General features: G+C 46.5%; 24 protein-coding genes and 1 pseudogene. 11 read left to right on the top strand and 14 right to left on the bottom strand.

Features of this window, described 5'->3' with window-relative positions; translation table 11 throughout:
* Positions 1-107: 107 nt before the first annotated feature.
* The 3 genes from NST79_RS04190 to NST79_RS04180 form a co-directional block, all read right to left on the bottom strand.
* The gene (locus NST79_RS04190; RefSeq protein ID WP_003233725.1) at positions 108-1,544 is read right to left on the bottom strand and encodes an anion permease; all 1,437 of its coding nucleotides are present in this window, start codon (positions 1,542-1,544) and stop codon (positions 108-110) included.
* Between the two features lie 126 nt (positions 1,545-1,670).
* The gene (locus NST79_RS04185) at positions 1,671-2,933 is read right to left on the bottom strand and encodes a pectate lyase (protein WP_003244025.1); all 1,263 of its coding nucleotides are present in this window, start codon (positions 2,931-2,933) and stop codon (positions 1,671-1,673) included.
* A 189-nt stretch (positions 2,934-3,122) separates the two neighbouring features.
* Positions 3,123-3,470, bottom strand: a complete 348-nt coding sequence (locus NST79_RS04180) for a general stress protein (RefSeq protein WP_003233729.1) — start codon at positions 3,468-3,470, stop codon at positions 3,123-3,125.
* Positions 3,471-3,713: 243 nt separating this feature from the next.
* On the opposite strand from NST79_RS04180, the gene NST79_RS04175 reads away from it, so the two are divergent.
* From NST79_RS04175 to NST79_RS04150, 6 genes are all read left to right on the top strand, one after another.
* Positions 3,714-4,082: a YfmB family protein gene (locus tag NST79_RS04175; protein ID WP_015252572.1), complete on the top strand. Its 369-nt coding sequence runs from the start codon at positions 3,714-3,716 to the stop codon at positions 4,080-4,082.
* Positions 4,083-4,191: 109 nt separating this feature from the next.
* Positions 4,192-5,139: a Fe(3+)-citrate ABC transporter substrate-binding protein YfmC gene (gene yfmC, locus NST79_RS04170; protein ID WP_095843571.1), complete on the top strand. Its 948-nt coding sequence runs from the start codon at positions 4,192-4,194 to the stop codon at positions 5,137-5,139.
* 72 nt (positions 5,140-5,211) lie between these two features.
* Complete coding sequence (fecD, locus tag NST79_RS04165) at positions 5,212-6,213, top strand: iron ABC transporter permease (protein ID WP_212059953.1); 1,002 nt, start codon at positions 5,212-5,214, stop codon at positions 6,211-6,213.
* Positions 6,210-7,211, top strand: coding sequence for a Fe(3+)-citrate ABC transporter permease YfmE (gene yfmE, locus NST79_RS04160; RefSeq protein ID WP_003243506.1), 1,002 nt, complete (start codon positions 6,210-6,212; stop codon positions 7,209-7,211). The genes fecD and yfmE overlap by 4 nt, the downstream gene beginning before the upstream one ends.
* 12 nt (positions 7,212-7,223) lie before the next feature.
* Positions 7,224-8,024, top strand: coding sequence for a Fe(3+)-citrate ABC transporter ATP-binding protein YfmF (yfmF, locus tag NST79_RS04155; RefSeq protein WP_003233737.1), 801 nt, complete (start codon positions 7,224-7,226; stop codon positions 8,022-8,024).
* A 103-nt stretch (positions 8,025-8,127) separates the two neighbouring features.
* Positions 8,128-9,147, top strand: a complete 1,020-nt coding sequence (locus NST79_RS04150) for an NADP-dependent oxidoreductase (RefSeq protein ID WP_041332889.1) — start codon at positions 8,128-8,130, stop codon at positions 9,145-9,147.
* 52 nt (positions 9,148-9,199) lie between these two features.
* Here the strand turns inward: NST79_RS04150 and NST79_RS04145 are convergent, their stop codons facing one another.
* The gene (locus tag NST79_RS04145) at positions 9,200-9,646 is read right to left on the bottom strand and encodes a GNAT family N-acetyltransferase (RefSeq protein WP_015252579.1); all 447 of its coding nucleotides are present in this window, start codon (positions 9,644-9,646) and stop codon (positions 9,200-9,202) included.
* A 67-nt stretch (positions 9,647-9,713) separates the two neighbouring features.
* The gene (locus tag NST79_RS04140; protein ID WP_212059955.1) at positions 9,714-10,844 is read right to left on the bottom strand and encodes a DEAD/DEAH box helicase; all 1,131 of its coding nucleotides are present in this window, start codon (positions 10,842-10,844) and stop codon (positions 9,714-9,716) included.
* 172 nt (positions 10,845-11,016) lie between these two features.
* Between NST79_RS04140 and NST79_RS04135 the strand changes: the two genes are divergently transcribed.
* Positions 11,017-12,573 (top strand): ABC-F family ATP-binding cassette domain-containing protein, encoded by a 1,557-nt coding sequence (locus NST79_RS04135; RefSeq protein ID WP_014476110.1) that lies wholly within the window; start codon positions 11,017-11,019, stop codon positions 12,571-12,573.
* A gap of 119 nt (positions 12,574-12,692) precedes the next feature.
* Here NST79_RS04135 and NST79_RS04130 read toward each other — a convergent pair whose 3' ends face one another.
* Positions 12,693-12,848: a hypothetical protein gene (locus NST79_RS04130; protein ID WP_086343561.1), complete on the bottom strand. Its 156-nt coding sequence runs from the start codon at positions 12,846-12,848 to the stop codon at positions 12,693-12,695.
* Between the two features lie 113 nt (positions 12,849-12,961).
* Here NST79_RS04130 and NST79_RS04125 point away from each other — a divergent pair.
* Positions 12,962-13,160 (top strand): annotated as a pseudogene (locus NST79_RS04125) (hypothetical protein); the annotation flags it as partial.
* On the opposite strand, the gene NST79_RS04120 reads toward NST79_RS04125, so the two are convergent.
* The 6 genes from NST79_RS04120 to yfmT all read right to left on the bottom strand — a co-directional run bounded on the left by NST79_RS04120 (position 13,144) and on the right by yfmT (position 19,870).
* Positions 13,144-14,334, bottom strand: coding sequence for an MFS transporter (locus NST79_RS04120; RefSeq protein WP_003233759.1), 1,191 nt, complete (start codon positions 14,332-14,334; stop codon positions 13,144-13,146). The pseudogene NST79_RS04125 and the gene NST79_RS04120 overlap by 17 nt on opposite strands.
* 65 nt (positions 14,335-14,399) lie before the next feature.
* On the bottom strand, positions 14,400-14,822 hold the full coding sequence (locus NST79_RS04115) for a MerR family transcriptional regulator (RefSeq protein ID WP_014479143.1): 423 nt from the start codon (positions 14,820-14,822) through the stop codon (positions 14,400-14,402).
* Between the two features lie 124 nt (positions 14,823-14,946).
* The gene (locus NST79_RS04110; RefSeq protein ID WP_019712577.1) at positions 14,947-15,393 is read right to left on the bottom strand and encodes a YfmQ family protein; all 447 of its coding nucleotides are present in this window, start codon (positions 15,391-15,393) and stop codon (positions 14,947-14,949) included.
* A gap of 122 nt (positions 15,394-15,515) precedes the next feature.
* Complete coding sequence (locus NST79_RS04105) at positions 15,516-17,405, bottom strand: ABC-F family ATP-binding cassette domain-containing protein (protein WP_212059957.1); 1,890 nt, start codon at positions 17,403-17,405, stop codon at positions 15,516-15,518.
* A 133-nt stretch (positions 17,406-17,538) separates the two neighbouring features.
* A complete protein-coding gene (locus NST79_RS04100) occupies positions 17,539-18,399 on the bottom strand; it encodes a methyl-accepting chemotaxis protein (protein WP_212059959.1) in 861 nt (286 codons plus the stop codon).
* A gap of 13 nt (positions 18,400-18,412) precedes the next feature.
* Positions 18,413-19,870: an aldehyde dehydrogenase family protein gene (yfmT, locus tag NST79_RS04095; protein WP_212059961.1), complete on the bottom strand. Its 1,458-nt coding sequence runs from the start codon at positions 19,868-19,870 to the stop codon at positions 18,413-18,415.
* Positions 19,871-20,119: 249 nt separating this feature from the next.
* On the opposite strand from yfmT, the gene NST79_RS04090 reads away from it, so the two are divergent.
* From NST79_RS04090 to NST79_RS04080, 3 genes are all read left to right on the top strand, one after another.
* Complete coding sequence (locus NST79_RS04090) at positions 20,120-21,505, top strand: amino acid permease (RefSeq protein ID WP_015715491.1); 1,386 nt, start codon at positions 20,120-20,122, stop codon at positions 21,503-21,505.
* A 91-nt stretch (positions 21,506-21,596) separates the two neighbouring features.
* Positions 21,597-22,304 carry a YjjG family noncanonical pyrimidine nucleotidase gene (locus NST79_RS04085; protein WP_019712580.1) on the top strand — a complete coding sequence of 236 codons (708 nt, stop codon included), beginning with the start codon at positions 21,597-21,599 and terminating at the stop codon, positions 22,302-22,304.
* A 111-nt stretch (positions 22,305-22,415) separates the two neighbouring features.
* Positions 22,416-23,645 (top strand): MFS transporter, encoded by a 1,230-nt coding sequence (locus NST79_RS04080; protein WP_003243467.1) that lies wholly within the window; start codon positions 22,416-22,418, stop codon positions 23,643-23,645.
* 30 nt (positions 23,646-23,675) lie between these two features.
* Here the strand turns inward: NST79_RS04080 and NST79_RS04075 are convergent, their stop codons facing one another.
* Positions 23,676-24,611 carry a putative nucleotide-diphospho-sugar transferase gene (locus NST79_RS04075; RefSeq protein WP_015252589.1) on the bottom strand — a complete coding sequence of 312 codons (936 nt, stop codon included), beginning with the start codon at positions 24,609-24,611 and terminating at the stop codon, positions 23,676-23,678.
* A complete protein-coding gene (locus tag NST79_RS04070) occupies positions 24,612-25,790 on the bottom strand; it encodes a glycosyltransferase (protein WP_212059963.1) in 1,179 nt (392 codons plus the stop codon).
* Between the last annotated feature and the right edge of the window lie 4 nt (positions 25,791-25,794).

Genomic DNA, 25,794 nt, shown 5'->3' with positions numbered 1-25,794 from the left:
CCTAGATCATACCATTTTTCACAGGAAATTTTCTCATTTTTCAAAATCCGTTTTCTTGCGAAGGAGTGAAAATAAAAAAAAGGCAGACCGCGTCTGCCTTTTTCTTTCTACCATATTCCCAGTACTTTCCACCATAATCCGCCGATCACAAGCCATACGATGATATGAACAATCGACAGGATAAATCCGATGGACCACCATTTGCCTTGCGGGATGTAGCCTGCTCCGAAGAAGACCGGAGCCGCTCCAGAACCGTAGTGAGTCGTTGACCCGAACAGGTTACTGATGAACGCGAGGCTCAGCGCTGCTAAAAGCGGCGGTGCGCCCGCTGCCACGACGACAGCCAAAAATGCTGAATACATCGCACTGATGTGGGCTGTCGCACTTGCAAAGAAATAGTGAGAGTAATAATACACAACAATTAAAATGATAAATGCCACAATCCAAGAGAACCCTGATACGGATGATTTCATGGCATTACTGAACCAAGATACCATGCCTAATTCATTCAAGAAGTTGGCGAGCATGACAAGCGCCGCAAACCAAGTGAGCGTATCCCAAGCGCCCTGTTCTTTCTTGATATCATCCCAAGTCAGAACTTGTGATAATAAGAGAACGGCCAAACCGATCAATGCGGTTGTGGTTGCGTCGATGTTGAAGCTGCCGCCAAAAATCCACAGCACGAGCACCAAAAGAAACACGATAACCATGGAAAGCTCTGATTTTTTGAACGGTCCCATTTCTTTCAGTTTTTCTGTTGCGATTTTCGCCGCATCCGGTGTTTCTTTGATTTCCGGCGGATACAGCTTGTAAATCACAAGCGGCGTGATGATTAAGCTTACAAGTCCCGGCACAATCGCGGCAATTGCCCAGCTTGTCCATGTTAAGTCCACCCCTGCGACATCATGGGCCAGCTTGGCAATCAGCGGGTTCGCCGCCATCGCTGTCAGGAACATAGCAGATGTGATCAGATTCCCCTGAAAACCGGTTTTTAATAAGAATGCACCGATTTTCCTCTCTGTTCCATTTGCCGGGCTTGATCCGAATGTTTCGGATAATGATCTGATAATAGGAAATATAATGCCTCCTGCACGCGCCGTATTACTTGGAATAGCAGGTGAAAGTATTAAATCACTGAATAGCAGTGAATAAGAAAGTCCAAGGGTTTTTTTCCCGAATTTCTGAACGAATACATACGAAATTCTCGCACCGAGCCCGGTTTTGATAAATCCCCGGGAAATAAAGAATGCGATAACGATAAGCCAAATGGTCTTATTCCCGAATCCGCTTAATGTATCCTCAATTGATAGTGTTCCAGTTAGTGCAGTAACCGCCAATGCAAAAATTGCAATTGCACCCATTGGCAAGGGCTTGGAGATAAAGCCGATAATTGTCGCGACAAAAATCGCAAACAAATGCCAAGCTTTAGGTTCAAGTCCGGACGGAGCGGGAATAAACCAGATGATTAGTCCCACAGCGACAGTAATAAGCAATGGAACAAGCTTTACTGCTGACTGTTTTCCTGCGTCTTTTTCTGAAGCCATAAATAGGTCTCCTCCTATATACTTGTTTTCCGATCCCCTTTTCCATTCTACTCCTTAACTAAGTTAATAAACATTTTAATTAATTAAAAAACACAAAGGTTAGCACCCTTTGTGTTTTTCACTTTCTTAATTTAATTTACCCGCACCCGCTTGATTTATGACATTTGATTTCACATTAGCAGAAGCATCAATCGACCCATGCAGAGACGGCGTCCAGCCGACAGAAGAGCTCAGCCCGTTTGCAGCCGATGCGTTGATCTGTGTGCCGTTCAGCAACGTGCCGGAGTCATATAAAGCCGTTCCCCCGCTGAATACGCTGATCGTTTTAGCAGCTGACAGTCCCGGTACGTCAATGACATTGTTTTGGGCATAGATTTTAGATGACTTTCCGATTCCCCATGCATAGCTGAAAGGATAACTTGAAGAGCTTGTGCTTCCTTCATAATAGTTGTTGTATACGTGCACTTGCCCGAAGCGGACTCTCGGCGCGCGCTGGACAATATTTTTATAGCGGTTATGATGGAGCGTAATTTTTAATTTGCCGTCATCGGAGGTTTTGCTGTCACTTGATCCGAAAATAGAGCTTTTATCATGATCGTGATAATAGTTGTAGGACATCGTGATATAGTTAGCGCCGTTGGAAGCATCCGTTTGGCCGTCATGGTGCTGATATTTTCTTCCATAATATTTCGGTGATGTGCTGTCCGGACGCGAACCGTCGTTAAATGTACAGTGATCAATCCAGATGTGTGTGCCGCCGTTTATCGTGATGTTGTCGTATTGTGAGTTCCAGTTCCCTGAGCTTCCGTCAGTCGGATCCCATTGCGGAAAATAGTCATAGGCATCCTGGAATTCAATGTTGCGAATAATGACGTTATCACTCTTGATTTGGAAGTTTCCTCCCACGACTTTAGCGTTAGTCCCTGAACCGACGATCGTCGTGTTTGCAGGGATATCCACCATGACCCGTGCTTTTTGGTTTTTCTGAGAGCGCGCTCTCGCTTCTTCTTGTGTTCCCGACGGCTCTTTTTTGCCCCATGTGCTAGGATCATAGGCTTTCAAATATTTGTCCAAATCATACTCCGGATCTTTATAGTCATTTAGACCAAGCGGCTTCAGATTGTCATCCACGTTCATGTCAATCGTTCCCTTGATATAAATGATTTTTGGCGTTGTGTTCGTTTCCTTCCCTAATGCCGAGACAAGCTGGTTTCTGTTGCTGACGGTATACACATTTGAGGAGGATGCTTTTGATCCGCCTGTCGTGCCGGTCGAGTACGCGCCCCAGCCATCATTGGATCCCAACGTCTGGTGGCCTAAATCAGCTGCGTTCGCGCCAGCTGGAGTCAATCCTAAAAACAAAGCCGTAGCTAACATCACTTTTTTCATCCACTATGTACCCCCATTTTCTATTTTGTGAGATTTTATTCCAATTTATCACAAAAATATAATAGCAAATTGAGGGACATTCAGAACCGAAAATGTTCCGCTATCCTATTGCGGCATTCTGCAAAATGCCACCGCAAAGACCGCAAAAAAACCAAAAGGCCGTCATAGCCTTTTGGTTTTTTCCTTGCTTTATGCCCAAGCTTTCACTTTTTCGTTATCTGTCACAAAGAGAAGTACTTTTCCTTCATCTAAGCGTTTTTCAAATTGAGCGGCTTCATCTTCAGAAAAACCGATTTCGTGAATTTTATTGCGGAGCTCATCTCCTTTTTTATTGAAGATATTTCCCACCGCGTGCTTGAAACCTGTTTCTTTGGCTCCGATCGTATTGGCATTCGTGTTGTCTGCCAGGCGTTCCGTTCTGTCATCGTCGTGAGCTAAGACGTATACATCCTCTTTCGCAACACCCATTTTCTGCAATTCCTCTACATCCTTCATGAGCTGTTCGTCATTTGTATACTCTTTTACAACTGGTTTCATGTCGATATTCCTCCTTCATGTTTTCTATATTTCTTTCATACCCGATCGTCTGTACCTGAAACAGATTCCAGAACATTAAAGAGAAAAACAGGAGGAATGGTAGTAGCTATTTGTTTTCCGTCCATGGTAAAGTGATAGGAACGGGACCTATTTTCAGAAAAATCAAAATTAAGGAGAAGCCGCTGCACGGAGCACACGACCATGAAACGCTGCCTTTATCCGTACGAGCAGGAGGTATGTCTAATGCAATACTTTTCACCAGAACAGCAATACAATGCTTGGATTGTGAGTGATTTAGTCAAACAGATTTTCCATAAGCGTGCCGGATGTTCACCAGGAATTCACGAGCTTGCGGTTTTTGCCGAGGAACATTTTCATATCGATATCGACTTTGTTTTCTCGATTATCATGAATATCGGCGACATTGAATTTGCACTAACAGATGAAATAGAAAAGAAATTGTCCGGTTATCTCAGCACTCTCCTTCCTTATGTCACTGCTGATATGTTCGAAACCTCTAAAGCCAACGCCCATGCGTTTTTGTCTCGAAGACACGGTAACGCTTCATACCACTTATTTGTGTCTGATGATGCTTTCATGAGAAAGCAGTAAAAAACGCATCTTTCTTTACTAAAAAAATATTGACATGATAAGCCATGCTATTATAGTGTTACATGTGATAATGATTCTCATTACTAAATCTGAAAAAAGGAAGAATGACATGCGCACCTATTCTAACAAGTTGATTGCCATCATGAGTGTTTTATTGCTCGCCTGCCTCATTGTATCCGGCTGTTCATCAAGCCAGAATAACAACGGAAGCGGCGAAAGCAAGTCTAAGGATTCCAGAGTGATCCATGACGAAGAAGGAAAAACGACAGTAAGCGGCACACCTAAGCGAGTGGTTGTGCTTGAGCTTTCATTCTTGGATGCCGTTCGCAATCTCGGCATTACGCCGGTGGGCATCGCCGATGACAACAAAAAAGATATGATTAAAAAGCTTGTCGGCAGCTCCATTGATTACACATCTGTAGGCACACGCAGCGAACCCAATCTTGAGGTCATCAGTTCCTTGAAGCCTGATTTAATCATCGCTGACGCTGAGCGCCATAAAAACATTTATAAACAGCTGAAAAAAATCGCTCCGACGATTGAATTAAAAAGCCGTGAAGCGACATATGACGAAACGATCGACAGCTTTACGACCATTGCTAAAGCATTAAATAAAGAAGATGAAGGAAAAGAAAAGCTTGCCGAGCACAAAAAAGTCATCAACGATCTAAAAGCCGAACTTCCGAAAGATGAAAACCGCAACATCGTTCTCGGCGTTGCAAGAGCGGATTCCTTCCAGCTTCATACATCATCATCCTATGACGGAGAAATCTTTAAAATGCTAGGCTTTACACACGCTGTGAAGTCAGATAACGCCTATCAAGAGGTCAGCCTTGAGCAATTGAGCAAAATCGATCCTGATATTTTGTTCATCTCAGCCAACGAAGGCAAAACCATTGTAGATGAGTGGAAAACGAACCCGCTCTGGAAAAATCTCAAAGCGGTGAAAAATGGACAAGTCTATGATGCGGACCGTGACACTTGGACAAGATTCAGAGGCATCAAGTCTAGTGAAACAAGCGCCAAAGATGTGCTTAAAAAAGTGTATAATAAATAGGACAAATGAGAAGCGAGGGGAAATCCTTGCTTCTTCGTTTTTGCAACCAGACGCAGTAAGGAAGTGAGACTGTTGTATCATTCAGCCAAACGGCGCTCATCATCAAGACTGATGATGTTTATCATTGCACTGATTATTTTTATATTTGGGCTTGGGCTGAATCTTTCAGTAGGAGCCTCAGACATCGGCATCATAGATTCATTGAAATATCTTTTTGTATGGGACGGTTCAAAGGAACAGCTCATCATCTCTACTCTTCGCCTTCCCCGCACTTTAATCGGCGTTTTTGTCGGCGCCAGCCTAGCTGTAGCAGGGGCGCTGATGCAGGCTATGACCAGAAACCCTCTGGCTTCACCCCAAATTTTCGGTGTGAATGCGGGTGCATCGCTTTTTGTCGTTTCTTCTCTCGTCATTCTGCCGGCATCGCCCTATTCATCTGTTATATTCGCTTTTGCGGGTGCGGCAGCAGGCGGCGCGATTGTATATATGATTGCCTCATCCGGCGGAATGACACCTGTCAAGCTGGCGCTGTCAGGAATGGCCGTGCATTTGTTCCTCTCCTCTATGACACAGGCCATCATTATTTTAAATGAGTCAGGTGAGGATGTTCTGTACTGGATGACAGGCGCAATCGACGGCAGCAACTGGCAGGATGTCATAACCATCGCTCCGTTTTCTGTCATTGGCATCGGGCTTGCCCTCGTATTTTCCGGTTCTGTTTCTGTTCTCGGTCTCGGAGACGAAACAGCAAAAGGGCTTGGACAAAATATGAACGGCATCCGGATTCTGATCAGTTTGATTATTTTAATCCTTTCCGGCGCTTCCGTAGCCGTCGCCGGGCCGATTGGCTTTGTCGGGCTGCTCGTCCCGCATATTGTCCGCAAGCTGATCGGAGAACATTATCAATACGTGCTTCCGTTTTCGGCACTGTTCGGTGCCATTTTGCTGGTGTACGCAGATGTTCTGGCCAGATGGATTGCATTTCCTTATGAATCACCGGTCGGCATTGTCACCGCGATTATCGGAACGCCGTTTTTCTTATATTTGGCAAGGAAAGGGCGGCATCTGAAATGAAGAAAACAACCAGAAAACAAAAACGCCCCTTGCTGGCGATACTCATATTGGCCGTGATTTTAATCGTTCTGTCCGTCATCAGCATTGGAATCGGTGCATTATACATTTCACCTGATGCAGTAGTGACGAATCTGCTGGGACTGGATCATTCCTTTGAATTTATCATCCAGCAATATCGTCTGCCCCGCATCATATTAGCGATTTTGGCCGGTGCTGGGCTTGCCGCTGCCGGAGCGATTTTACAGGGTGTGATCCGAAATCCGCTCGCTTCCCCGGACGTTGTCGGCATTTCAAAAGGCTCCGGACTTGCGGCGATGGCTGTGATTCTCATCTTTCCTGAGTCGCCGGTATACGTGCTTCCGTTCTCCGCATTTGCCGGAGCCGCCATTATTGCTGTACTATTATTAATGATAGCCCGAAAAAAGAGCATTCAGCCCTCTTCACTGGCTTTATCAGGCATTGCTTTAGGCGCGGTCTGCCACGCCGGAATGCAATATATGATGGTCAAGTTTCCGGGCGACGTGAATGCTGCACTCATTTGGCTGACAGGAAGCCTCTGGGGAAGAAACTGGGAAGAAGTCAAGCTGCTTGCGCCATGGCTTTTGATTCTTTTTCCGATCGTCTGCATACTCATACCGAAGCTGGATCTTATGTCACTCGGGGATGAGCTTGCACAGGGTCTCGGAGAAAACGCAAACCGGCTGAGATTCATTCTGATTTTCACCGCGGTGGCGCTGGCGGGAAGCTGTGTAGCCGTCGTCGGCTCAATCGGTTTTATCGGCTTGCTTGCTCCGCATATCGCCAGACGGCTTACCGGAGAAAAAGCTAAATATTTACTGCCTGCATCGGCATTGATTGGTGCTATTATATTATTAATTGCAGATACGTTAGGGCGCGGCATCATGCCTCCGGTTGAAATACCTGCCGGAATACTGACAGCCGTAATCGGCGCGCCTTATTTCTTATATTTATTGAAATTCGAAGCGAGGAAACAGTAGGGAGAGGATACCATGGGAAAACTGGCTGCAGACCAGCTCACTCTTTCATATGACAGTACAGTGATTATTGACGGAGTCGACTTAAAGATAGAAGAAGGAAAAATCACTGCGCTCATCGGCGCTAATGGCTGCGGTAAATCAACAATCCTCAAATCGCTCGCCAGGCTGATGGCCCCGAAAAGCGGTACAGTGCTACTAGAAGGAAAAGACATCCACCGCCAGCCATCAAAAGAAGTCGCAAAAAAACTGGCCATTCTTCCACAATCTCCTCAGGCTCCTGAAGGATTGACGGTAGAGGAATTATGCTATTTTGGCAGACATCCTCACAAAAAGCTGTTATCCAAGCATACCCAAGAGGATCATGACATGGTAGAGTGGGCGCTAGAAGCAACGGGCATGATTGAACTGAAGGATCGGACGCTGGATGCCCTTTCAGGCGGCCAAAGACAAAGAGCCTGGATTTCCATGGCACTTGCGCAAGGCACTGATTTGCTTTTGCTTGATGAGCCGACCACGTATTTAGACATCTCACACCAGATTGAAGTGCTTGAACTGCTGAAAAAGCTGAACCGCGACCATGGCCGCACCGTTGTCATGGTGCTCCATGATTTAAACCAAGCAGCTCAATATGCTGACTATCTGATCAGTGTGCTGGACGGAAAAATATACAACGCCGGAACACCGGAAGATGTGTTCACCCAGCCATTTTTCCGTGAAGTCTTCGGCTTGGAATGCTGCATCATGAGAAGCCCGATCGACCAGAAGCCAATGTGCCTGCCGACGGGACTGTGCCCGAAATTACGGGCGAAATAAAAAGGAGAGGAGCCCCTCTCCTTTTTTGTATGCCAGCTTACCTTTTGTATTTCCTCTCCTGTCCATGTTACAGTGGTGTCAACCAAGTGATAGGAGGATGAAAATGACAGCATCTCAGCAGCAAATTCAATTAGCAAGACGTCCACAAGGTATTCCTGTTCATGAAGACTTTCGCTTTGAAACCATTCCGGTTCCTGAACCCAAGCAAGGGGAAGTGCTTGTCAAAACGCTTTATGTATCGGTTGACCCTTATATGCGCGGCCGTATGCAGGATACGAAGTCATATGTTGAGCCGTTCGCCTTGGATGAAGCGCTTTCTGGCGGGGTTATCGCTGAAGTTGTGTCAGACGGGAATCATCTGAAAAAAGGCGATATCGTCATCGGAAATCTCAGCTGGCAGGAATTTTCCGCTGTGAGCGAGTCTGCCTTGCGAAAAATTGATACAAGCCTTGCTCCCGCTTCGGCCTATCTCGGCATTTTGGGAATGACCGGCTTAACAGCATACTTCGGATTGCTGGACATCGGACGCCCGAAGGAAGGCGAAACCGTGGTTGTCTCCGGAGCTGCTGGAGCCGTCGGTTCAACAGTCGGGCAAATTGCCAAAATCAAAGGCGCGCGAGTCGTCGGCATCGCGGGCTCTGATGAAAAAATCGACTATTTAAAACAGGAGCTTCAGTTTGACGAAGCCATCAATTACAAAACAGCGGATGATATCCAAAAAGCGCTTCAAAACGCTTGTCCTGACGGTGTCGATGTGTATTTTGACAATGTCGGCGGACCGATTTCAGACGCGGTGATGAATCTGCTCAATGAATTTGCCCGCATTCCGGTGTGCGGCGCCATTTCTTCCTATAACGCAAAAAGCGAAGCAGATGACATGGGCCCTCGTGTCCAATCAAAACTCATTAAAACGAAGTCGCTGATGCAAGGCTTTATCGTAAGCGACTACTCCGATCGTTTTTCTGAGGGAGCAAAACAGCTGGCCGAATGGCTGAAGGCTGGTAAACTCCATTACGAGGAAACCATCACAGAAGGCTTCGAAAACATTCCTGACGCGTTTCTCGGTTTATTTAAGGGAGAAAATAAAGGGAAACAGCTGATCAAGGTCAGTGATCCGAGCTGAATGAAGATGAAAACGGGAGGGCTTTTTGCCCTCCTTTTGTGTTTCGATGAGATCAGTTGCGAAGAATCAGCGTAAGAAAACCATCTTCATCAGGTTCCGTGTCTTCCAAAGTGAATCCTGCTGCTTGAAAGCAAGCTAAACTGATTCGATTGTCTTCTTCAATGCATGCCACCCATTCTCGCACGCTAGTAAAATCAGGTTCGGTCATCAGCTTTTGCAATATCCGTTTTCCGTACCCTTGAAGCCGGTACAAAGGATTGACGATCAATCCAATATACGTCCGCTCCTCTCCGAACTCAATAACGACCATCCCTGCCGGCAGCTGTCCATCATACGCCATGATGACAGTATCGTGTTTATCTTTATTTACTCGTGCATACCACTCATCTAATGGCAGCATCCCATCCATTCTCCGTCTGGTATCCTCATTCTCAAACCAGTGTTCAAGGATTTTCAGCTCTGGCTCCTGCATTACTTGAAACCTGTCTATTGAAGCCATTTTCCCACCTCCGCGCAAAATCTTTTCTATTATTTTACAACAAAAAAAGGGCTCTTCGCCCTTCTTTTTATTTCGTCTTCAGTTTTCCGCCTGCATACACAGCTTCACTCAGCTCAACACCAAGCTTCTTCGCCATTTTTTTCAGCTTAGATTCCTCCAATTTTGTCACAAGGCTCAGCACGTTGCCTTCTTTTCCGGCCCGGCCTGTTCGTCCTGATCTGTGGACATAGCCATCTTCATCTGGAATATCAGCATGAATCACGTATGGCAGGTTTTCAATGTCTAAACCGCGTGCGGCAATGTCAGTCGCCAATAAAAGAGGAAACTCTCCGTCTTCGAATGCGGCAATGATTTTCGCTCGCTCCATTTTTTTCGCTTCACTGTGCAAAACGCCGAGTTCAACGTGGTGATATGCCAGTTTTTCCGCATATACACTCAGGTTGCCAATGTCTCTCACAAATACGAGTGCCTGCATGCCTTCAAGCCTTGACAGCTTTTGCAGCAGCTTCACTTTGTCGCGCTGGTCGCAAATCAGGTATTGATGCTTCACTTTCCCTGCCTCCGCCTTGCTTCGCTGCACCTTCAACACCTCAGGCTCTTGCGCCAATTCGCGGAGCACGTCCTCTGTTTCCTTTTTGAGCGTGGCAGAAAAACATAGAAGCTGGCGGTCTCTTAATGTTGTTTTAATGATTTGCTTCATCGTTTCGCGATGCTCCGGCAGGACGAGCTGATCCGTTTCATCAAGCACGATCGTTTTCACTTCATGCATTTTGAGTTTCTTCGCTTTAATCAGTTCAAACACCCTGCCCGGCGTGCCGACGATGATATGCGGATGTTTCTTCAGCTTTTCGACCTGCTTCTTCACATTCGCCCCGCCGATTAAGGAAACCGCACGCAGCTCTGAGCCCGCTTTCCAATCCTGAATCACCTGAAAAATCTGCATGACCAGCTCACGGGAAGGCGCTAAAATCACCGCCTGCGGATGCTTTTGCTCTGGTTTGATCCGCTCCAAGACCGGCAGCGCATACGCCAGCGTCTTCCCTGTGCCTGTCGGCGATTCTGCAATGACATCCTTTCCGTCCATGATCAGCTGGGCTGCCTGCTCTTGAACAGGGGTTGGCGTTTGAAAGCCGGAAGCATTCCAATTCTCTTGTATAAATGATTGTGCATTATGTAAAAATGGCCAAGTTTGCGTCATTTTGTTCTCCTCAATTCCTGAAATCTATTCCATAGTATCTCAAAACCTCGCCCGGAACGCAATTTTTCTTTTTCTTTCCTATACCTTTCAACATTCCGAATCCTCCTTTATAATCAAAAGGGTGAATATTACACGCCGATTGTGCGTGTTTGATAACGATAGAGGTGTAAACATGAGTATTTTATCTGTAAAGGATTTAAGCCACGGCTTCGGGGACCGGGCCATTTTTAATAACGTTTCCTTCCGCCTGTTAAAAGGCGAGCACGTCGGTTTGATCGGCGCAAACGGTGAAGGAAAATCAACCTTCATGAATATTATTACCGGAAAGCTTGAACCTGATGAGGGAAAAGTCGAATGGTCAAAAAATGTCCGTGTCGGCTATCTGGATCAGCATACCGTGCTGGAAAAAGGAAAATCTATTCGCGACGTCCTGAAAGACGCATTCCATTATTTATTTGCGATGGAAGAGGAAATGAACGAGATTTACAACAAAATGGGCGAGGCTGATCCCGACGAGCTCGAGAAGCTGCTTGAAGAAGTCGGCGTCATTCAAGACGCGCTGACAAACAATGATTTTTATGTCATTGATTCCAAGGTGGAAGAAATCGCCCGCGGTCTCGGTTTGAGCGATATCGGTTTAGAGCGAGATGTCACCGATTTGAGCGGCGGACAGCGCACAAAGGTCCTTCTCGCTAAGCTTCTCCTTGAAAAGCCGGAAATTCTGCTTCTCGATGAGCCGACCAACTATCTTGATGAACAGCATATTGAATGGCTGAAACGCTACCTGCAGGAATACGAGAACGCGTTCATCCTGATTTCCCACGATATTCCGTTCTTGAATAGTGTCATCAACCTGATTTATCACGTTGAAAATCAAGAGCTGACACGTTATGTCGGCGACTACCATCAGTTTATGGAAGTCTACGAGGTGAAAAAACAGCAGCTTGAAGCGGCCTACAAAAAGCAGCAGCAGGAAGTCGCGGAGCTGAAGGATTTCGTTGCCCGCAACAAAGCGCGTGTCAGCACGAGAAACATGGCGATGTCCCGCCAAAAGAAACTCGATAAGATGGATATGATCGAGCTTGCGGCAGAAAAGCCAAAGCCGGAATTCCACTTTAAGCCGGCGAGAACGTCAGGCAAGCTGATTTTTGAAACGAAGGATCTCGTGATCGGTTACGATTCCCCGCTGTCCCGTCCGCTCAACCTCCGCATGGAGCGCGGCCAAAAAATTGCCCTTTACGGCGCGAATGGGATCGGAAAAACGACATTGCTGAAAAGTTTGCTTGGTGAAATCCAGCCGCTCGAAGGCTCTGTTGAACGCGGTGAGCACATCTATACCGGCTATTTCGAGCAAGAGGTCAAGGAAACAAACAACAATACGTGCATCGAAGAAGTATGGAGTGAATTCCCTTCTTATACGCAGTATGAAATCCGTGCCGCTCTGGCAAAATGCGGACTGACGACAAAGCATATCGAAAGCCGCGTCTCCGTATTAAGCGGAGGCGAAAAAGCGAAAGTCAGATTGTGCAAGCTAATCAACTCAGAAACAAACCTGCTGGTGCTCGATGAGCCGACAAACCACTTGGATGTCGATGCCAAGGAAGAGCTCAAGCGCGCCCTGAAAGAATATAAAGGCTCCATTCTGCTCATTTCCCACGAGCCAGACTTTTATATGGATATTGCGACAGAAACGTGGAACTGCGAGTCTTGGACGACGAAAGTGCTTTAATTTATAAAAAAACCCGCCTGATGAAGGGCGGGTTTTTTACTGCCATTTTTTCTGAACCATTCTCAAAAGCTCTCTGTCTTTTAAAATGAGCTGCAATGGAGATGTGAATTCATCAAGTGTCAGCTCTCTTTTGGCAGACAGCTCAAAATCCTCCTCATCTGCCCAAGCGGTAAACCACTCGACCGAGAAAAGCTGTTTTTCATGACGCTGTGTATGTATTGATAGAGCGTTTCTAAACATTTATGATCATATTCGTCAGGTTTTGCCTTATCCATGGCAAACGTCCCCTCTACAGCATGAACCATCACTTGAAATGGCAATCGTAAATGAACGGACACATTCTCAGCTTCTGCAAGATAAATCCCAGCCGCATCAATGCCTGACCGAAGCGGATGCCAACGCAATTAAAAAAATCTCACTGAATGTCCTGGAAACAAACGAAAGGATTTGAAGCAGAAGGAATCTTAAAAAAGGAGAAATTGCTTTCTGACGGAAATTACTATAATACGGTAGTAATGGGAAATTCCACGATTAAAAAAAGACACTGCATCTGTGCAGTGTCTTTCGTTATTAATGCCCCGCCTTAATTCCAGCAAGATGTTTACGTCCCATGAGAAGGACAAGCATGCCGACAAAAACGACGATTCCGCCTACTGTATATGGTGTGCTTGCAGTAAAGTGTTCTGACAGCATTCCCGCAATCCACGGAGCGAGCGCGCCGCCGATGAAGCGGACTGAGCTGTAGGCTGAAGACGCGATTGAACGTTCAACCGGCGCAGAACCCATCACAGCGGTTGTCATGATCGTATTCACCATACCGAGGACAGCACCAGCGACAACGATACATGTAATAATCAAAGTCTGATGGTCTGTCCAGATCCCCATAATAACGAGAATGGCCGCAAAGGCGATAAAGAGAACGACGAGCGAACGCACTGTGCCCAGCGCTTTGTGCACGAGCGGCGCCGTAAAGACTGACGTAATCGCCAGCAGAAGACCCCAGCCGAAGAAGACATATCCAAGACCGTGTTCATCTAAATCCAGAACGAACGGAGAATAAGCAAGCAAAATAAAAAATCCAAAGTTGTATAAGAATGCCGATACCGCCATTGTTAAAAGGCCTTTATATTTTAGCGCCTTCATCGCATCAAACACACCGACGCGTTTCGCCGGTTTCGGCAATTTCGGAAGCATGAAAGAAATCGCGATTAACGCAATAAACATCAGGACAGATACTCCGAAAAACGGCGCGCGCCATGAAATGCTTCCAAGCTCTCCGCCTGCAAGCGGCCCGACAGAAATCCCGAGACCGAGCGCAGCCTCATACAAAATAATCGCTTGGGCGCTGCCACCGACTGATACGCCGACGATGACCGCAAGCGCTGTTGAAATAAACAAAGCATTCCCTAATCCCCAGCCGCCGCGATAGCCGACTAACTGAGCGATTGAGCTTGAGCTGCCGCCAAGCCCCGCAAACACAATAATAAAAATAAGTCCGAGAATTAATGTCCATTTCGCGCCGATGCGGCTGGAAATGGCTCCTGAGAAAAACATCATAAATCCGGTTACAAGCAAATAACTTGTAAACAAGAGTGATACTTCACTAGGTGAAGCATGCAATTGTGCGGCAATGGCCGGAAGAATTGGATCGACCAGCCCGATTCCCATAAAAGAAATCACACAGGCAAACGCGACAGCCCATACCGCTTTTGGCTGGCTGAGCAAACCCGTTTTCTGATTCACTTGTGTTGTCTTATCCATTTGACCTAACCTCCATCTTTATTCCATTAAAAGAAACGCTACAAAAATAGCGTTTAACAAACTTTTCATTCGATTGATTGAATGGCGCGTTCCGCTTTGCCTTTCATGCCTTGCAGGCGTTCTTTAAAGCTTTGGAATGTGCGGATTTTCTCATCAATCAAACTCAGCTGGTGATTCAGGGTTTCCTGAATTTCCTCCAGTTTTTCTTTCCGTTCCTTAGGATCCAGTGACAACAAATACCCCTCTTTGTTTAACTCTAGCTGGCGGCTGGTTTCCATGAAATGCTGAAGCTCCTGAAGGGAAAAACCGAGCACCTCTTTTGTGCTGATGACTTTCTCAAGCTCCTCCATATCATCCTCTGAATAAAGCCTTACGCCGCCGTCTGTCCGTTTCGGCGCCGGAATCAAGCCGATTTCTTCATAAAACCGGATGGTCCGCTTTGTCAGTCCGCTTCTTTTGGCCACTTGATCAATCTTCATCCATTCCAAGGTAAATCCCCCTTCGCCGTTTCTGTTACCATTATACACCTTTTGAACCTTAACGTAAACGTTAAGGTTTAAAAAACAATAAAAAAGACGAGCAGCATAAAGCACCCGTCTTTCACTTTCCTGTTTAAGCTAAACTTCCCGCCACTGACAGAGACTCTTTTTGAAGGCTTTCAGAAAGCACTCGATACGCGATCACTTTCTTCTTGTACTGTTTCACGACGTCGATATGGTCGTCGTAGCGGTACACGAACAGCTTCACGTCTCTTTTTCCTTTTTTTGTATCTATCACCAGCGGCGTGCCGCCGTTTTCCGGATGTAAATAACGCTCTTCATCACCTGGATAGATATAATATTTTTCCAGGAAGACAGCTTCGTTAAATTGATCAATCACTTTCTGCTTCTCTGCACCCTTGAGGCGTTTTCCATCTAGAGAGAGACTTGCATTTTCGTCACTCAGCTTGGCGTGCACTTCAAATTTGCTGAGCAGCCATTCTATGACGCCTGTAGGAAGACAGGTTAATACGATTTTCACCAGACTCATGAGAATTAACATCACGATCGCCCATGTCATACTTCATCATCTCCGTTAGTTTTCCATGTGCCTCTGACACACAATTTTATTCTAACATAAGCAGGCCGGTTCGTTTTTGTCCATTATGTGAAAAAAAGCGCGGCCTGCTGCGGCCACGCTTTTTAGCTTTCCAGTTCTTCGATCATGAGGGACAATTCTGTCCAGCGGTCCATCGCAGCCTCAAGCTCTTCCGCAGTTTTCGCCTGCTCGGCCATCAGCTCTTGGATTTTGCCAAAATCACTGCCTGCTGCGGCGATGTCAGCTTCGAGCTGCTCATGCTTTTCTTCCAGCTGGGCAATTTTATCTTCGATGCCATCCCATTCCAGCTGGTCTTTGTAAGAAAGCTTTTTCCGTTTTTTCTTCGGCTCGGCTTCAGCCGTTTTTTCCTCAGCTGTCGGTTTTTGGGCCGCTTTTTTCGCTTTTGACTCCTCCATATAGTCGCTATAGGAGCCTTGAAAGCGGGAAATGACGCCATTTCCTTCAAATACAATCAAACGGTCGACGACGCGGTCAAGGAAATAGCGGTCATGGGATACGGTGATGACGACGCCAGGGAATTGGTCAATATAATCCTCAAGAACGCTTAATGTTTCAGTATCCAAATCGTTCGTCGGCTCATCGAGAAACAGGACATTCGGCTCCTGCATGAGAACCTGAAGCAAGTATAAACGGCGTTTTTCCCCGCCGGACAGCTTGCGGATATACGTCTGCTGCATCGAACGCGGGAAGAGGAAACGCTCGAGCATTTGTTCAGCTGTAATCATATCGCCATCTGCCGTTTTTACGACCTCCGCCGTTTCTTTTATATAGTCAATGACCTTTAACTCACCGTTCATTTCACTATGATCCTGAGTATAGTAGCCGATTCTGACCGTCTGTCCGATCATAATATCGCCTCCGTCCGGCGTATGACGGCCGGCAAGGGCATTTAACAGCGTTGTTTTCCCGATGCCGTTCGGCCCGATGATCCCGATCCGTTCACCTGGTATGACAAGTTCATTAAAACGGTCGACGAGCATGCGGCCGTCATAAGCGATCATGACGTTCTCCGCTTCAATAACCTGTTTTCCGAGACGGTGCGAGCCAATGGCAAAATCGAGTGAACCTGATGACTGAGGGCCTTTCTGCTCTTTAAGCGTCTCTACCCGGTCAATTCTCGCCTTTTGTTTTGTTGAGCGGGCTTTCGCTCCTCGTCTGAGCCAGGCCAGCTCGCGGCGCAGCAGGTTTTGCCGCTTCGTTTCCTTTTGCTCAGCCTGCGCTTCCCGTTCCGCGCGTTTTTCTAAAAACACTTCATAGTTGCCTTTGTACGTGTAGAGGCTGCCTCTTTCAAGCTCATAAATGCGGTTGGTGACACGGTTTAAGAAATATCTATCGTGCGTCACCAGCATGACAGCGCCGGGATATTGGCTTAAATACCCTTCAAGCCACTCAATCGTTTCATTATCCAAATGGTTTGTCGGCTCGTCCAAAATGAGCAGATCAGCGGGCTGAATTAAGTTTTTGGCAATGGCTACCCGTTTTTTCTGGCCGCCTGAGAGCTCATTGACCGGTTTTGTTACGTCGTTGACGCCCAGCTTAGACAATACGGTTTTTGCCAAGGTGTTTGCATCCCATGCATTGTTTGCGTCCATTTTCGCTTGTGCTGCCAGCAGGTGTTTCTGGCGCTGTTCATTTTCGGGATCTTTCCCCAGTTCATACAGCGCTTTTTCATATTCACGCAAGGTTTTCATCACAGCCGATTCACCGGAATAGATATGCTCCAGCACTGTTTGCCCCGCAGGCAGCTCCGGGTCTTGATGAAGAAATTCGACCTGCACGCTTCCAGATTTCGTGATTTCTCCTTCTTCGATAGATTCCAAGCCGGCAATCACTTTCAGCAGCGTTGATTTTCCTGTTCCGTTCGGCCCGATTAATCCGATTCTCTCATTCTCTTCAATATGAAAGGAGATATGGTCAAATAATGTTTTATCTCCGTATGTTTTATAAAGATTTTCCGCTTTTAATATGCTCATGGTTCCTATCAATCCTCACGTAAGTTCATGTGTACATTTTAAATCAGCCGCTGGAATAAAACTAGTAAAACGTCAGACAAATTTCATGGAAATGCAGGATAGAAAAAGACCGGGGACATTTGTCCCCGGTCTCTTACTCTTCCTCAAGCGCTTTTTCGGCCATTTTTGCAAGATGCTGTGCGCTTCCTGAAATCTCCTGCATTGTGGCGGAAATTTGTTCAACAGCAGCGGCTTGTCCGTCTGTATGCTGGTTAATCGACTCAATGGATTCCTCCAGCCCTTTCAGCAGGCTGTGGATTTTTTTCGTAATCTGGTCAATTTGGCCGACATTTTCTTTTGAATGCGTTGCTAGCTTTCTGATCTCATCTGCGACGACAGAGAAGCCTTTTCCGGACTCCCCTGCTCTTGCCGCTTCGATCGCGGCGTTCAAGCCGAGCAGATTGCTTTGGTCAGAGATGCCTTTAACAGTTACTGAAATATCGGCGATTTCACCGGCGCTTTCGCTTACTTTTTTCGCCTGAGAGGAAATGCCCGACATTTGAGTTGAAAACCCGTTAATTGATTCAGAAATGTCAGAAATAGCCGCGGCTGTTTGTTCAACGACAGCTGATAAGCTTTCCGCGACATCATGCAGCTTTGACGACTCCTCAAGGCTCGTTCCGAGGCCGACGCCTCCAATGACTCTTCCATTCTCGTCGTGCAGCGGGATGGCACGCGCGATCAATGGGAAGCCGAACAATTCTTTCGGAACCATGCTCGTCTTCTTCTGATTGCTTCGGATGGCATCTGTGATGATATCCCCTTCCTGCAGCGGATCGCCGGCTTTTACGTTCAGCGAAAAGGTTTTGGCCGGTATATTCACGAGCAGTTTTTCCGTATCATAAATGCCGATTGTAATATCATCCTGAACCAGGCTGTTTAAATAAGGGGCTACTTTGATAAATGCGTCCAGAATATATGCGGTTTCTTTTTCCGTATTTATGGTCAATTCCATTCACTCCTTTTCATTAATAAGGGAAGCTGCGTTTTTCGTGCTGGACCGAGATCCATTTCAGCGTTGTAAATTCTTCGAGGCTCCACTCACCGTTTAAACGGCCGAGACCTGATTGCTTTTCACCGCCGAAGGCTACATTCGGTTCATCATTGATGGTCGTGTCATTGACGTGAATCATGCCCGTTTCAATGCGTTTCGCAAAAGCCACGCCGCGCTCAAGATTTGACGTATGTACGGCACCGCTCAAGCCAAACGGGGTTTCGTTTGCGATATCCACCGCCTCGTCTTCTGAATCAAACTTCATAAAGGAGACGACTGGTCCGAACAGCTCTTCCTTGGCAATGCTCATGAACGGTTTGACGTCTTTTAAGATCGTCGGTTCCACGATCGTCCCGTTAAATCCGCCAAGCTTCACTGGTACAGCGCCTTCTTCAATTGCTTGCTCTACAGTCTTCATCAGCCCGTCCGTCTGTCTGCTGTTGATTAATGGCCCGATAATCGTATCAGGATCCATTGGGTCGCCGACTTTCAGCGATTCCACTTTTGCCTGGTACAGCTCAAGGAACTTGTCATAAATAGAAGAATGAACAAGCACGCGGTTGGCTGACATGCAAATCTGTCCTTGATGTGTAAATCGGCTGAACACCGCCGCATTGACCGCATATTCTATATCTGCATCCTCAAGTACGATGAAGGCACTGTTCCCGCCAAGCTCAAGAAGCGGCTTTTTAAAATGCTTCATCGCAAGCTGTCCGATGTAGCTGCCGACTTTCGTAGAACCGGTAAATGAGATGATCCGCGGCACTGGATGCTCAACGAAGCTGTCGCCGATTTCAGCAATGTCTGTGACAACAACATTCAGCAGCCCCGCTGGAATTCCCGCGTTCTCAAAAATTTTCGCAATCAGCGTTCCGCCGCAAATCGGCGTTTCCTCATGCGGCTTTAGCACAACGCCATTGCCGGCTCCGAGTGCAGGCGCCACTGATTTCATAGATAAAAAGAATGGGAAGTTAAACGGACTGATGACACCGACAACGCCTGCCGGCACGCGATATAATCTGTTTTCCTTGCCATCTATTGTGGACGGAAGAATTTTCCCCTCCATGCGGATTGGGAACGTTGCCGCTTCTTTTATGATGTTTTTGACAAGACCGATTTCAAAAGCTGCTTTGAGCCTTGTACCGCCTAGCTCCTCCATAATCAAATAAATAATGGCTTCTTCATTTTCTTCAATATACGTGACGGCTTTTTCTAAAATGATTCTTTTCTCGAACGGGTTGACCGCATCCCATTTTTTCTTTGCCAGCGCCGCTGCCCGATACGCTTCATCTACATCGTCAGCAGTCGCTTTACGGAATGTTGTGAATGTTTTTTGAGTATAAGGATTTTTGTTTTCCAATACATTTGGGCTGCTGCCCTCCTGCCATTTCCCGCCGATAAACTGTTTATTCAACTCTTCATATTGAAACATGGTCAGCATCTCCTTTATAACCGCAAATCAAAATATGGGCGAATCTATTTTTTCTATCGGTTCATCTTGCATAAAATTGAATATACGATTAGTAAAAATTACTATCCTATGATACGACAACGCTGTTTCGCTTCTATCATTTAAAGCAGAAAAATATTTTATTGACTGCGTCAAATTTCGACAATATAATACAACAAGAACTGCATATAATGATTAGAATATTTTGAATATTTCTAGGAGGAACTTTTGATGAGTTCATTATTTAGAAAAAAACCGCTTGAAACATTGAGTGCGCAGAGCAAGTCAAAAAGCCTTGCCCGTACGTTAAGCGCATTTGATTTAACCTTGCTCGGTATCGGTTGTGTCATCGGTACAGGAATTTTTGTCATTACAGGAACAGTGGCAGCGACCGGTGCAGGTCCCGCCCTCATCATATCGTTTATTTTAGCGGGGCTCGCCTGTGCGCTGGCTGCTTTCTGTTATGCTGAGTTTTCGTCTTCCATTCCGATTTCGGGAAGCGTGTACTCATACTCATACGTGACACTTGGAGAGCTGCTCGCCTTTTTGATCGGATGGGATCTCATGCTTGAATATGTCATTGCACTGTCGGCGGTTGCCACCGGCTGGTCTTCATACTTTCAATCACTGCTTGCCGGCTTCAATCTTCATATTCCGGCTGCACTGACAGGAGCGCCGGGAAGCACGGCGGGCGCCGTATTTAACCTTCCGGCTGCGGTGATCATTCTCCTCATCACTGCGATTGTCAGCAGAGGCGTCAAGGAAAGCACACGCTTTAACAACGTCATCGTACTGATGAAAATCGCGATCATATTATTGTTCATTATTGTCGGCATCGGCTATGTGAAACCGGATAACTGGTCTCCTTTTATGCCATTCGGGATGAAAGGCGTCATACTTAGCGCTGCCACTGTATTCTTCGCGTACCTTGGGTTTGACGCGGTTTCTAACGCATCAGAGGAAGTGAAAAATCCGCAAAAAAACATGCCCGTCGGCATTATTTCAGCTCTAGCCGTCTGTACGGTTCTGTACATCGCGGTATCGCTTGTGCTGACAGGCATGATGCCTTATGCCAAATTGAATGTCGGAGATCCTGTATCCTTTGCGCTGAAATTCGTCGGACAGGACGCTGTTGCCGGAATTATTTCTGTCGGTGCGATTATCGGGATTACGACGGTGATGCTCGCTTTGCTGTACGCTCAGGTTCGTTTGACATTTGCCATGAGCAGAGACGGCCTTCTGCCTGGATTGTTCGCAAAGGTTCATCCGTCATTTAAAACCCCGTTCCGCAACACATGGCTGACAGGGATCGTTGCAGCGGGAATCGCCGGCTTTATTAACCTCGGAACGCTGGCCCATCTGGTGAACATGGGAACACTTGCCGCGTTTACGGTCATTTCCGTTGCTGTCATTGTGCTAAGAAAAAAACATCCTGAAATCAAGGCGTCCTTCAGAGTGCCGTTCGTTCCGGTTGTGCCGATTATCAGCGCAGGCATCTGCCTTTGGTTCATGTACAGCCTTCCCGGCGTCACATGGCTTTCATTTGTCATCTGGATCGCTGTCGGAACGCTGGTTTACTTCCTATATTCGAGAAAACACAGCTTATTAAACAAATAATCTCTTTTCAGCCGGCGGTGCCTCACCCGCCGGCTTTTTCCTTTTTTTATGTGCTATACTTTGAATACTCATGAGAAAGGGAGACACACAGATGAAACAATACCGCACTTTATTATTTGATGTAGATGATACCATCCTTGATTTTCAAGCGGCAGAAGCTTTAGCCCTGCGTTTGCTGTTTGAAGATCAGAACATTCCTTTAACAAATGACATGAAGGAGCAGTATAAAACCATCAATCAAGGTCTCTGGAGAGCCTTTGAAGAAGGTAAGATGACACGGGATGAAGTCGTAAACACACGTTTCTCCGCTTTGCTCAAGGAGTACGGTTACGAAGCGGACGGCGCCTTGCTTGAGCAAAAATACCGCCGCTTTCTTGAAGAAGGACATCAGCTTATTGACGGTGCATTTGATCTCATCTCAAATCTGCAGCAACAGTATGATTTGTACATCGTGACAAACGGTGTGTCTCACACACAATATAAGCGTCTCCATGATTCAGGATTATTTCCATTCTTCAAGGACATTTTCGTTTCTGAAGACACAGGCTTCCAAAAGCCGATGAAGGAATATTTCGATTACGTATTTGAACGGATTCCTCAATTTTCAGCAGAGCACACATTAATCATTGGGGATTCACTGACTGCTGATATCAAAGGCGGACAGCTCGCCGGGCTTGATACTTGCTGGATGAACCCTGACATGAAGCCGAATGTGCCAGAGATCATACCAACCTATGAGATTCGTAAGCTTGAAGAGCTATATCACATTTTGAATATCGAAAATACTGTCAGCTGCTAATCAGGCTGACGGCGTTTCTTTCATAAGAGTCTTTTTTCCTCTTGATAAATTCTTCACCTTATGAATAATATGGTGGTATGCTTTGGTTATATATGTAAGGAGGAGACTCAATTGGCTATCGCCGCCCCGTTAAAAGAAAAAACAGTTCAAAAACCAGGCACCACGGTGTATCCGATTTTGATTATTATCGGAATTTGCCATATGCTCAACGATTCGCTTCAGGCTGTGATTCCGGCCATGTTCCCTATTTTGGAACGCTCCATGAGCCTGACGTTTACACAGCTCGGCATCATTGCTTTCACATTAAACATGGTGTCATCCGTCATGCAGCCTGTTGTCGGCTGGTATACCGATAAACGGCCGCGGCCGTATGCGCTGCCAGTCGGTTTGACCGCCAGCATGCTTGGCATTTTGGGCCTTGCATTTGCCCCGTCATTCATAACGATCTTATGCTGTGTGTTTTTCATTGGATTAGGCTCGGCCATTTTCCATCCGGAGGGCTCCCGTGTGGCGTATATGGCCGCCGGCACAAAACGCGGGCTCGCCCAGTCGATTTATCAGGTGGGCGGAAACTCAGGCCAGGCGATGGCGCCGCTGATCACCGCGCTGATCCTTGTGCCGCTCGGGCAATTCGGCGCTGTTTGGTTCACGCTTGTCGCCGCGCTTGCTGTTATGTTTCTCATGTATATCGCGAAATGGTACGCCTCACGTCTCGGCAGCCTTGCCCAGAAATCAGGCAAACAAAAGAAAACGGCTGAAAACACGGCCATCACCAAATCTGTTGTATCTGCTCTTATTATTATTATATTTCTCATTTTTGCTCGTTCTTGGTATACGAGTGCGATCGGTAACTTTTACACGTTTTACGCGATGGATACATATCACGTAAGCATTCAGCAGGCACAAAGCTATATTTTTGTCTTCTTGCTGTTCGGCGCAATCGGCACGTTTCTCGGCGGCCCGCTTGCAGACCGTTTTGGAAAACGCTTCGTTATCCTCGGTTCGCTGTTATGCTCGGCGCCGCTGGCGATTGTGCTGCCATTTGCCGGCCCGGTTCTCGCCTATGGCGTGCTCGCATTGATTGGCTTGGTTCTGATGTCGAGCTTTTCTGTAACGGTCGTCTACGCACAGGAGCTAGTTCCTGGAAAAATCGGCACAATGTCCGGTTTAACCGTCGGGCTTGCCTTCGGGATGGGCGCAATCGGCGCTGTGGCGCTGGGCGCTCTGATTGACGCCGCGGGCCTGACCCCGACGATGATCGCCATTGCCTTTCTCCCTGTTCTCGGCATCCTTGCCTTCCTATTGCCAAGTGACCAGAAGCTGAGAGAATGGCATAGCTGAAAAAACCCCTGCCAGGCGGCAGGGGGTTTTTTAATCCAGCTGGATAAAATGAGTGTCAGGCACTGCGTGCTTCGGGATAAAGCCATCCGCAAAGTCCGGAAACGCCGACTGTATTTCATCAATCCATCTTTTCAGATTTAATATATACGGCATATAAATCATCTCAATTGTCGCTTCGTCTTCAATCCGGTAGTACCAGCAAAGATTAAACTCTTTTTCTGTCACCAGTGTAAACCCAGAGAAATGATAGAAAATCAGCGGCGTTTCATCTATATACACGCGGCCGTCCTTTTGCCCGACCTTATAGTTTTCGATATTCCAAAGCGCTGTATTGGCTCCTATTGATTTGACAACATGAACACCTTTAAACTGCTCCGGCCATTTCTCCACATATCTTTGATCACCATATGTCTTTCGTTCCGTATCCATTTCGACCGTGCAAAATTCAATACAGTCCTGTCTCCACTGCCACACCGCTTCATATGCTTCCTTTGTATTACCGGCGCCGACAAAGCCTGTATTAAAGCGTCCGGTTCGGTCGTAGTAGGACATGAAGCGCGGCGAATTACGATGATCAGTCAAATACAGAGACGCCGTTGGGTTTTCTGCAAAAATACGTGCCGGATCAGAAAAGAAAAATAGATCCGTATCCATATGGGCAAAGTATTCAGCGTCATCCCACTTGCTCATCACATGAAACAAAAAGGCGGGCTTTAACGTCCAGCAATATTCATGAAACGTTCTGTTGCTTTTCGCTTTCAACAGCTCCGGGTCTTCCATTTCATGCAGCTGCACAAAGGTTACATGCTCCCATGGAACGTGCTGAAGCAATTCATACGCTTTCTGGTCGACACACAGCACATATAAATGAAAATCATCGCAATGCTCATGGAGAGAATGAATCATAGGCATGAGCTTAAAGATATGTGTCCTTGACACTATCGTTGAAAAATGAAATGTACTCACTTATACCACATCCAATGATCTAAGATCCACGTGCAGCAAATCGTTGACAAGCGCATACAGTGCGTTGGCAAAATCGTTCACGCCTAGCTTTTTCTTCGCCTTAGGCAGAAGCTTGCGGACAGTTTGCAAATCAAAGCTTTTCGCCGTCACCCTTGGGGATTTCTTTCGCCAATCCGGATCAATGTTGCGCTCTTTAACAACATGCAGAAGCTCAAGAAACAGATTCAGCAGCATATCATATTTCTGTGATTCCAGCAGCTTTTGAATATCAGCCATGATTCTGTTCGTCATGTCAGGCGGGAACGGCCCATTAAAAGCGAGATGAACGTCTAAGGAGCGGATGTTATTGTATTTATCGCACATATAGGCAATGTTTGCCCGAATATCGTCTACAGACTTACAATTGCTTGGATGTTCCTGATGAACACTGACAATATCACGGCGAAGCCTGAAGGTCAATCCGGCCTGATGAAGCCTGATCCCGAGGTCATAATCCTCAAACCCGTACCGCACAATGCCTTCGTCAAATAAACCGAGGTCAACCACATGCTTGCGTTTCACAGAGGAATTATTCGTGATAAAAAAGCGCCATGGCATATGATAGCCTTTCAAGTCATCGCCGTACTCATCTAAAATCTTCTTGAGCACGTCTATAAAGTCGGTATCGAGGTCAAAGCTTTTATCAAGAAAGCTTCCGTTTTTGATGTCCGCTTCCTCCAGCAGCTTTTGTTTGTCTTTCTTCGGCATTTCACCTGTGAGCTTTGCGAGCTGTTCCTTATGTTCTTCTTCAAATCGTTCATAGTAAAAACTGTAGATCCGTTTCCAAAACAACCCGCACACGACGAGATTCTCTTCGTTCTCATGGGCTTTAATATGTTTTGCCACAAGGTCCTTTGCCGCAAGCATATCGCTGTCATGGAAAATCAGGATGTCTCCTCTGGCATTGCGAAGCGCCTGATTTCGTCCGTACGCAATGCCCCTGTTTTCTTTAATCCGTGTAAAGATCAGCGGAAAATCAGATTGAAATGACTCAAGCATCGAGAGCGTCCCGTCCTCAGAGCCATTGTCCGCTACAATGACTTCGAATTCTTCATCGCACTCCTGCTGGTTTAATGACAGAAGGCTGTTGTAAAGACGCTCCTTTGAATTATATGCAGGAATAATAACGCTTGCTTTCACTTCA

Origin of the sequence: Bacillus sp. PS196, from assembly GCF_037963555.1 — a bacterium.
In the GTDB taxonomy this organism is placed as follows: domain Bacteria; phylum Bacillota; class Bacilli; order Bacillales; family Bacillaceae; genus Bacillus; species Bacillus subtilis.
This window is presented reverse-complemented; position numbering and strand designations above follow the sequence as displayed.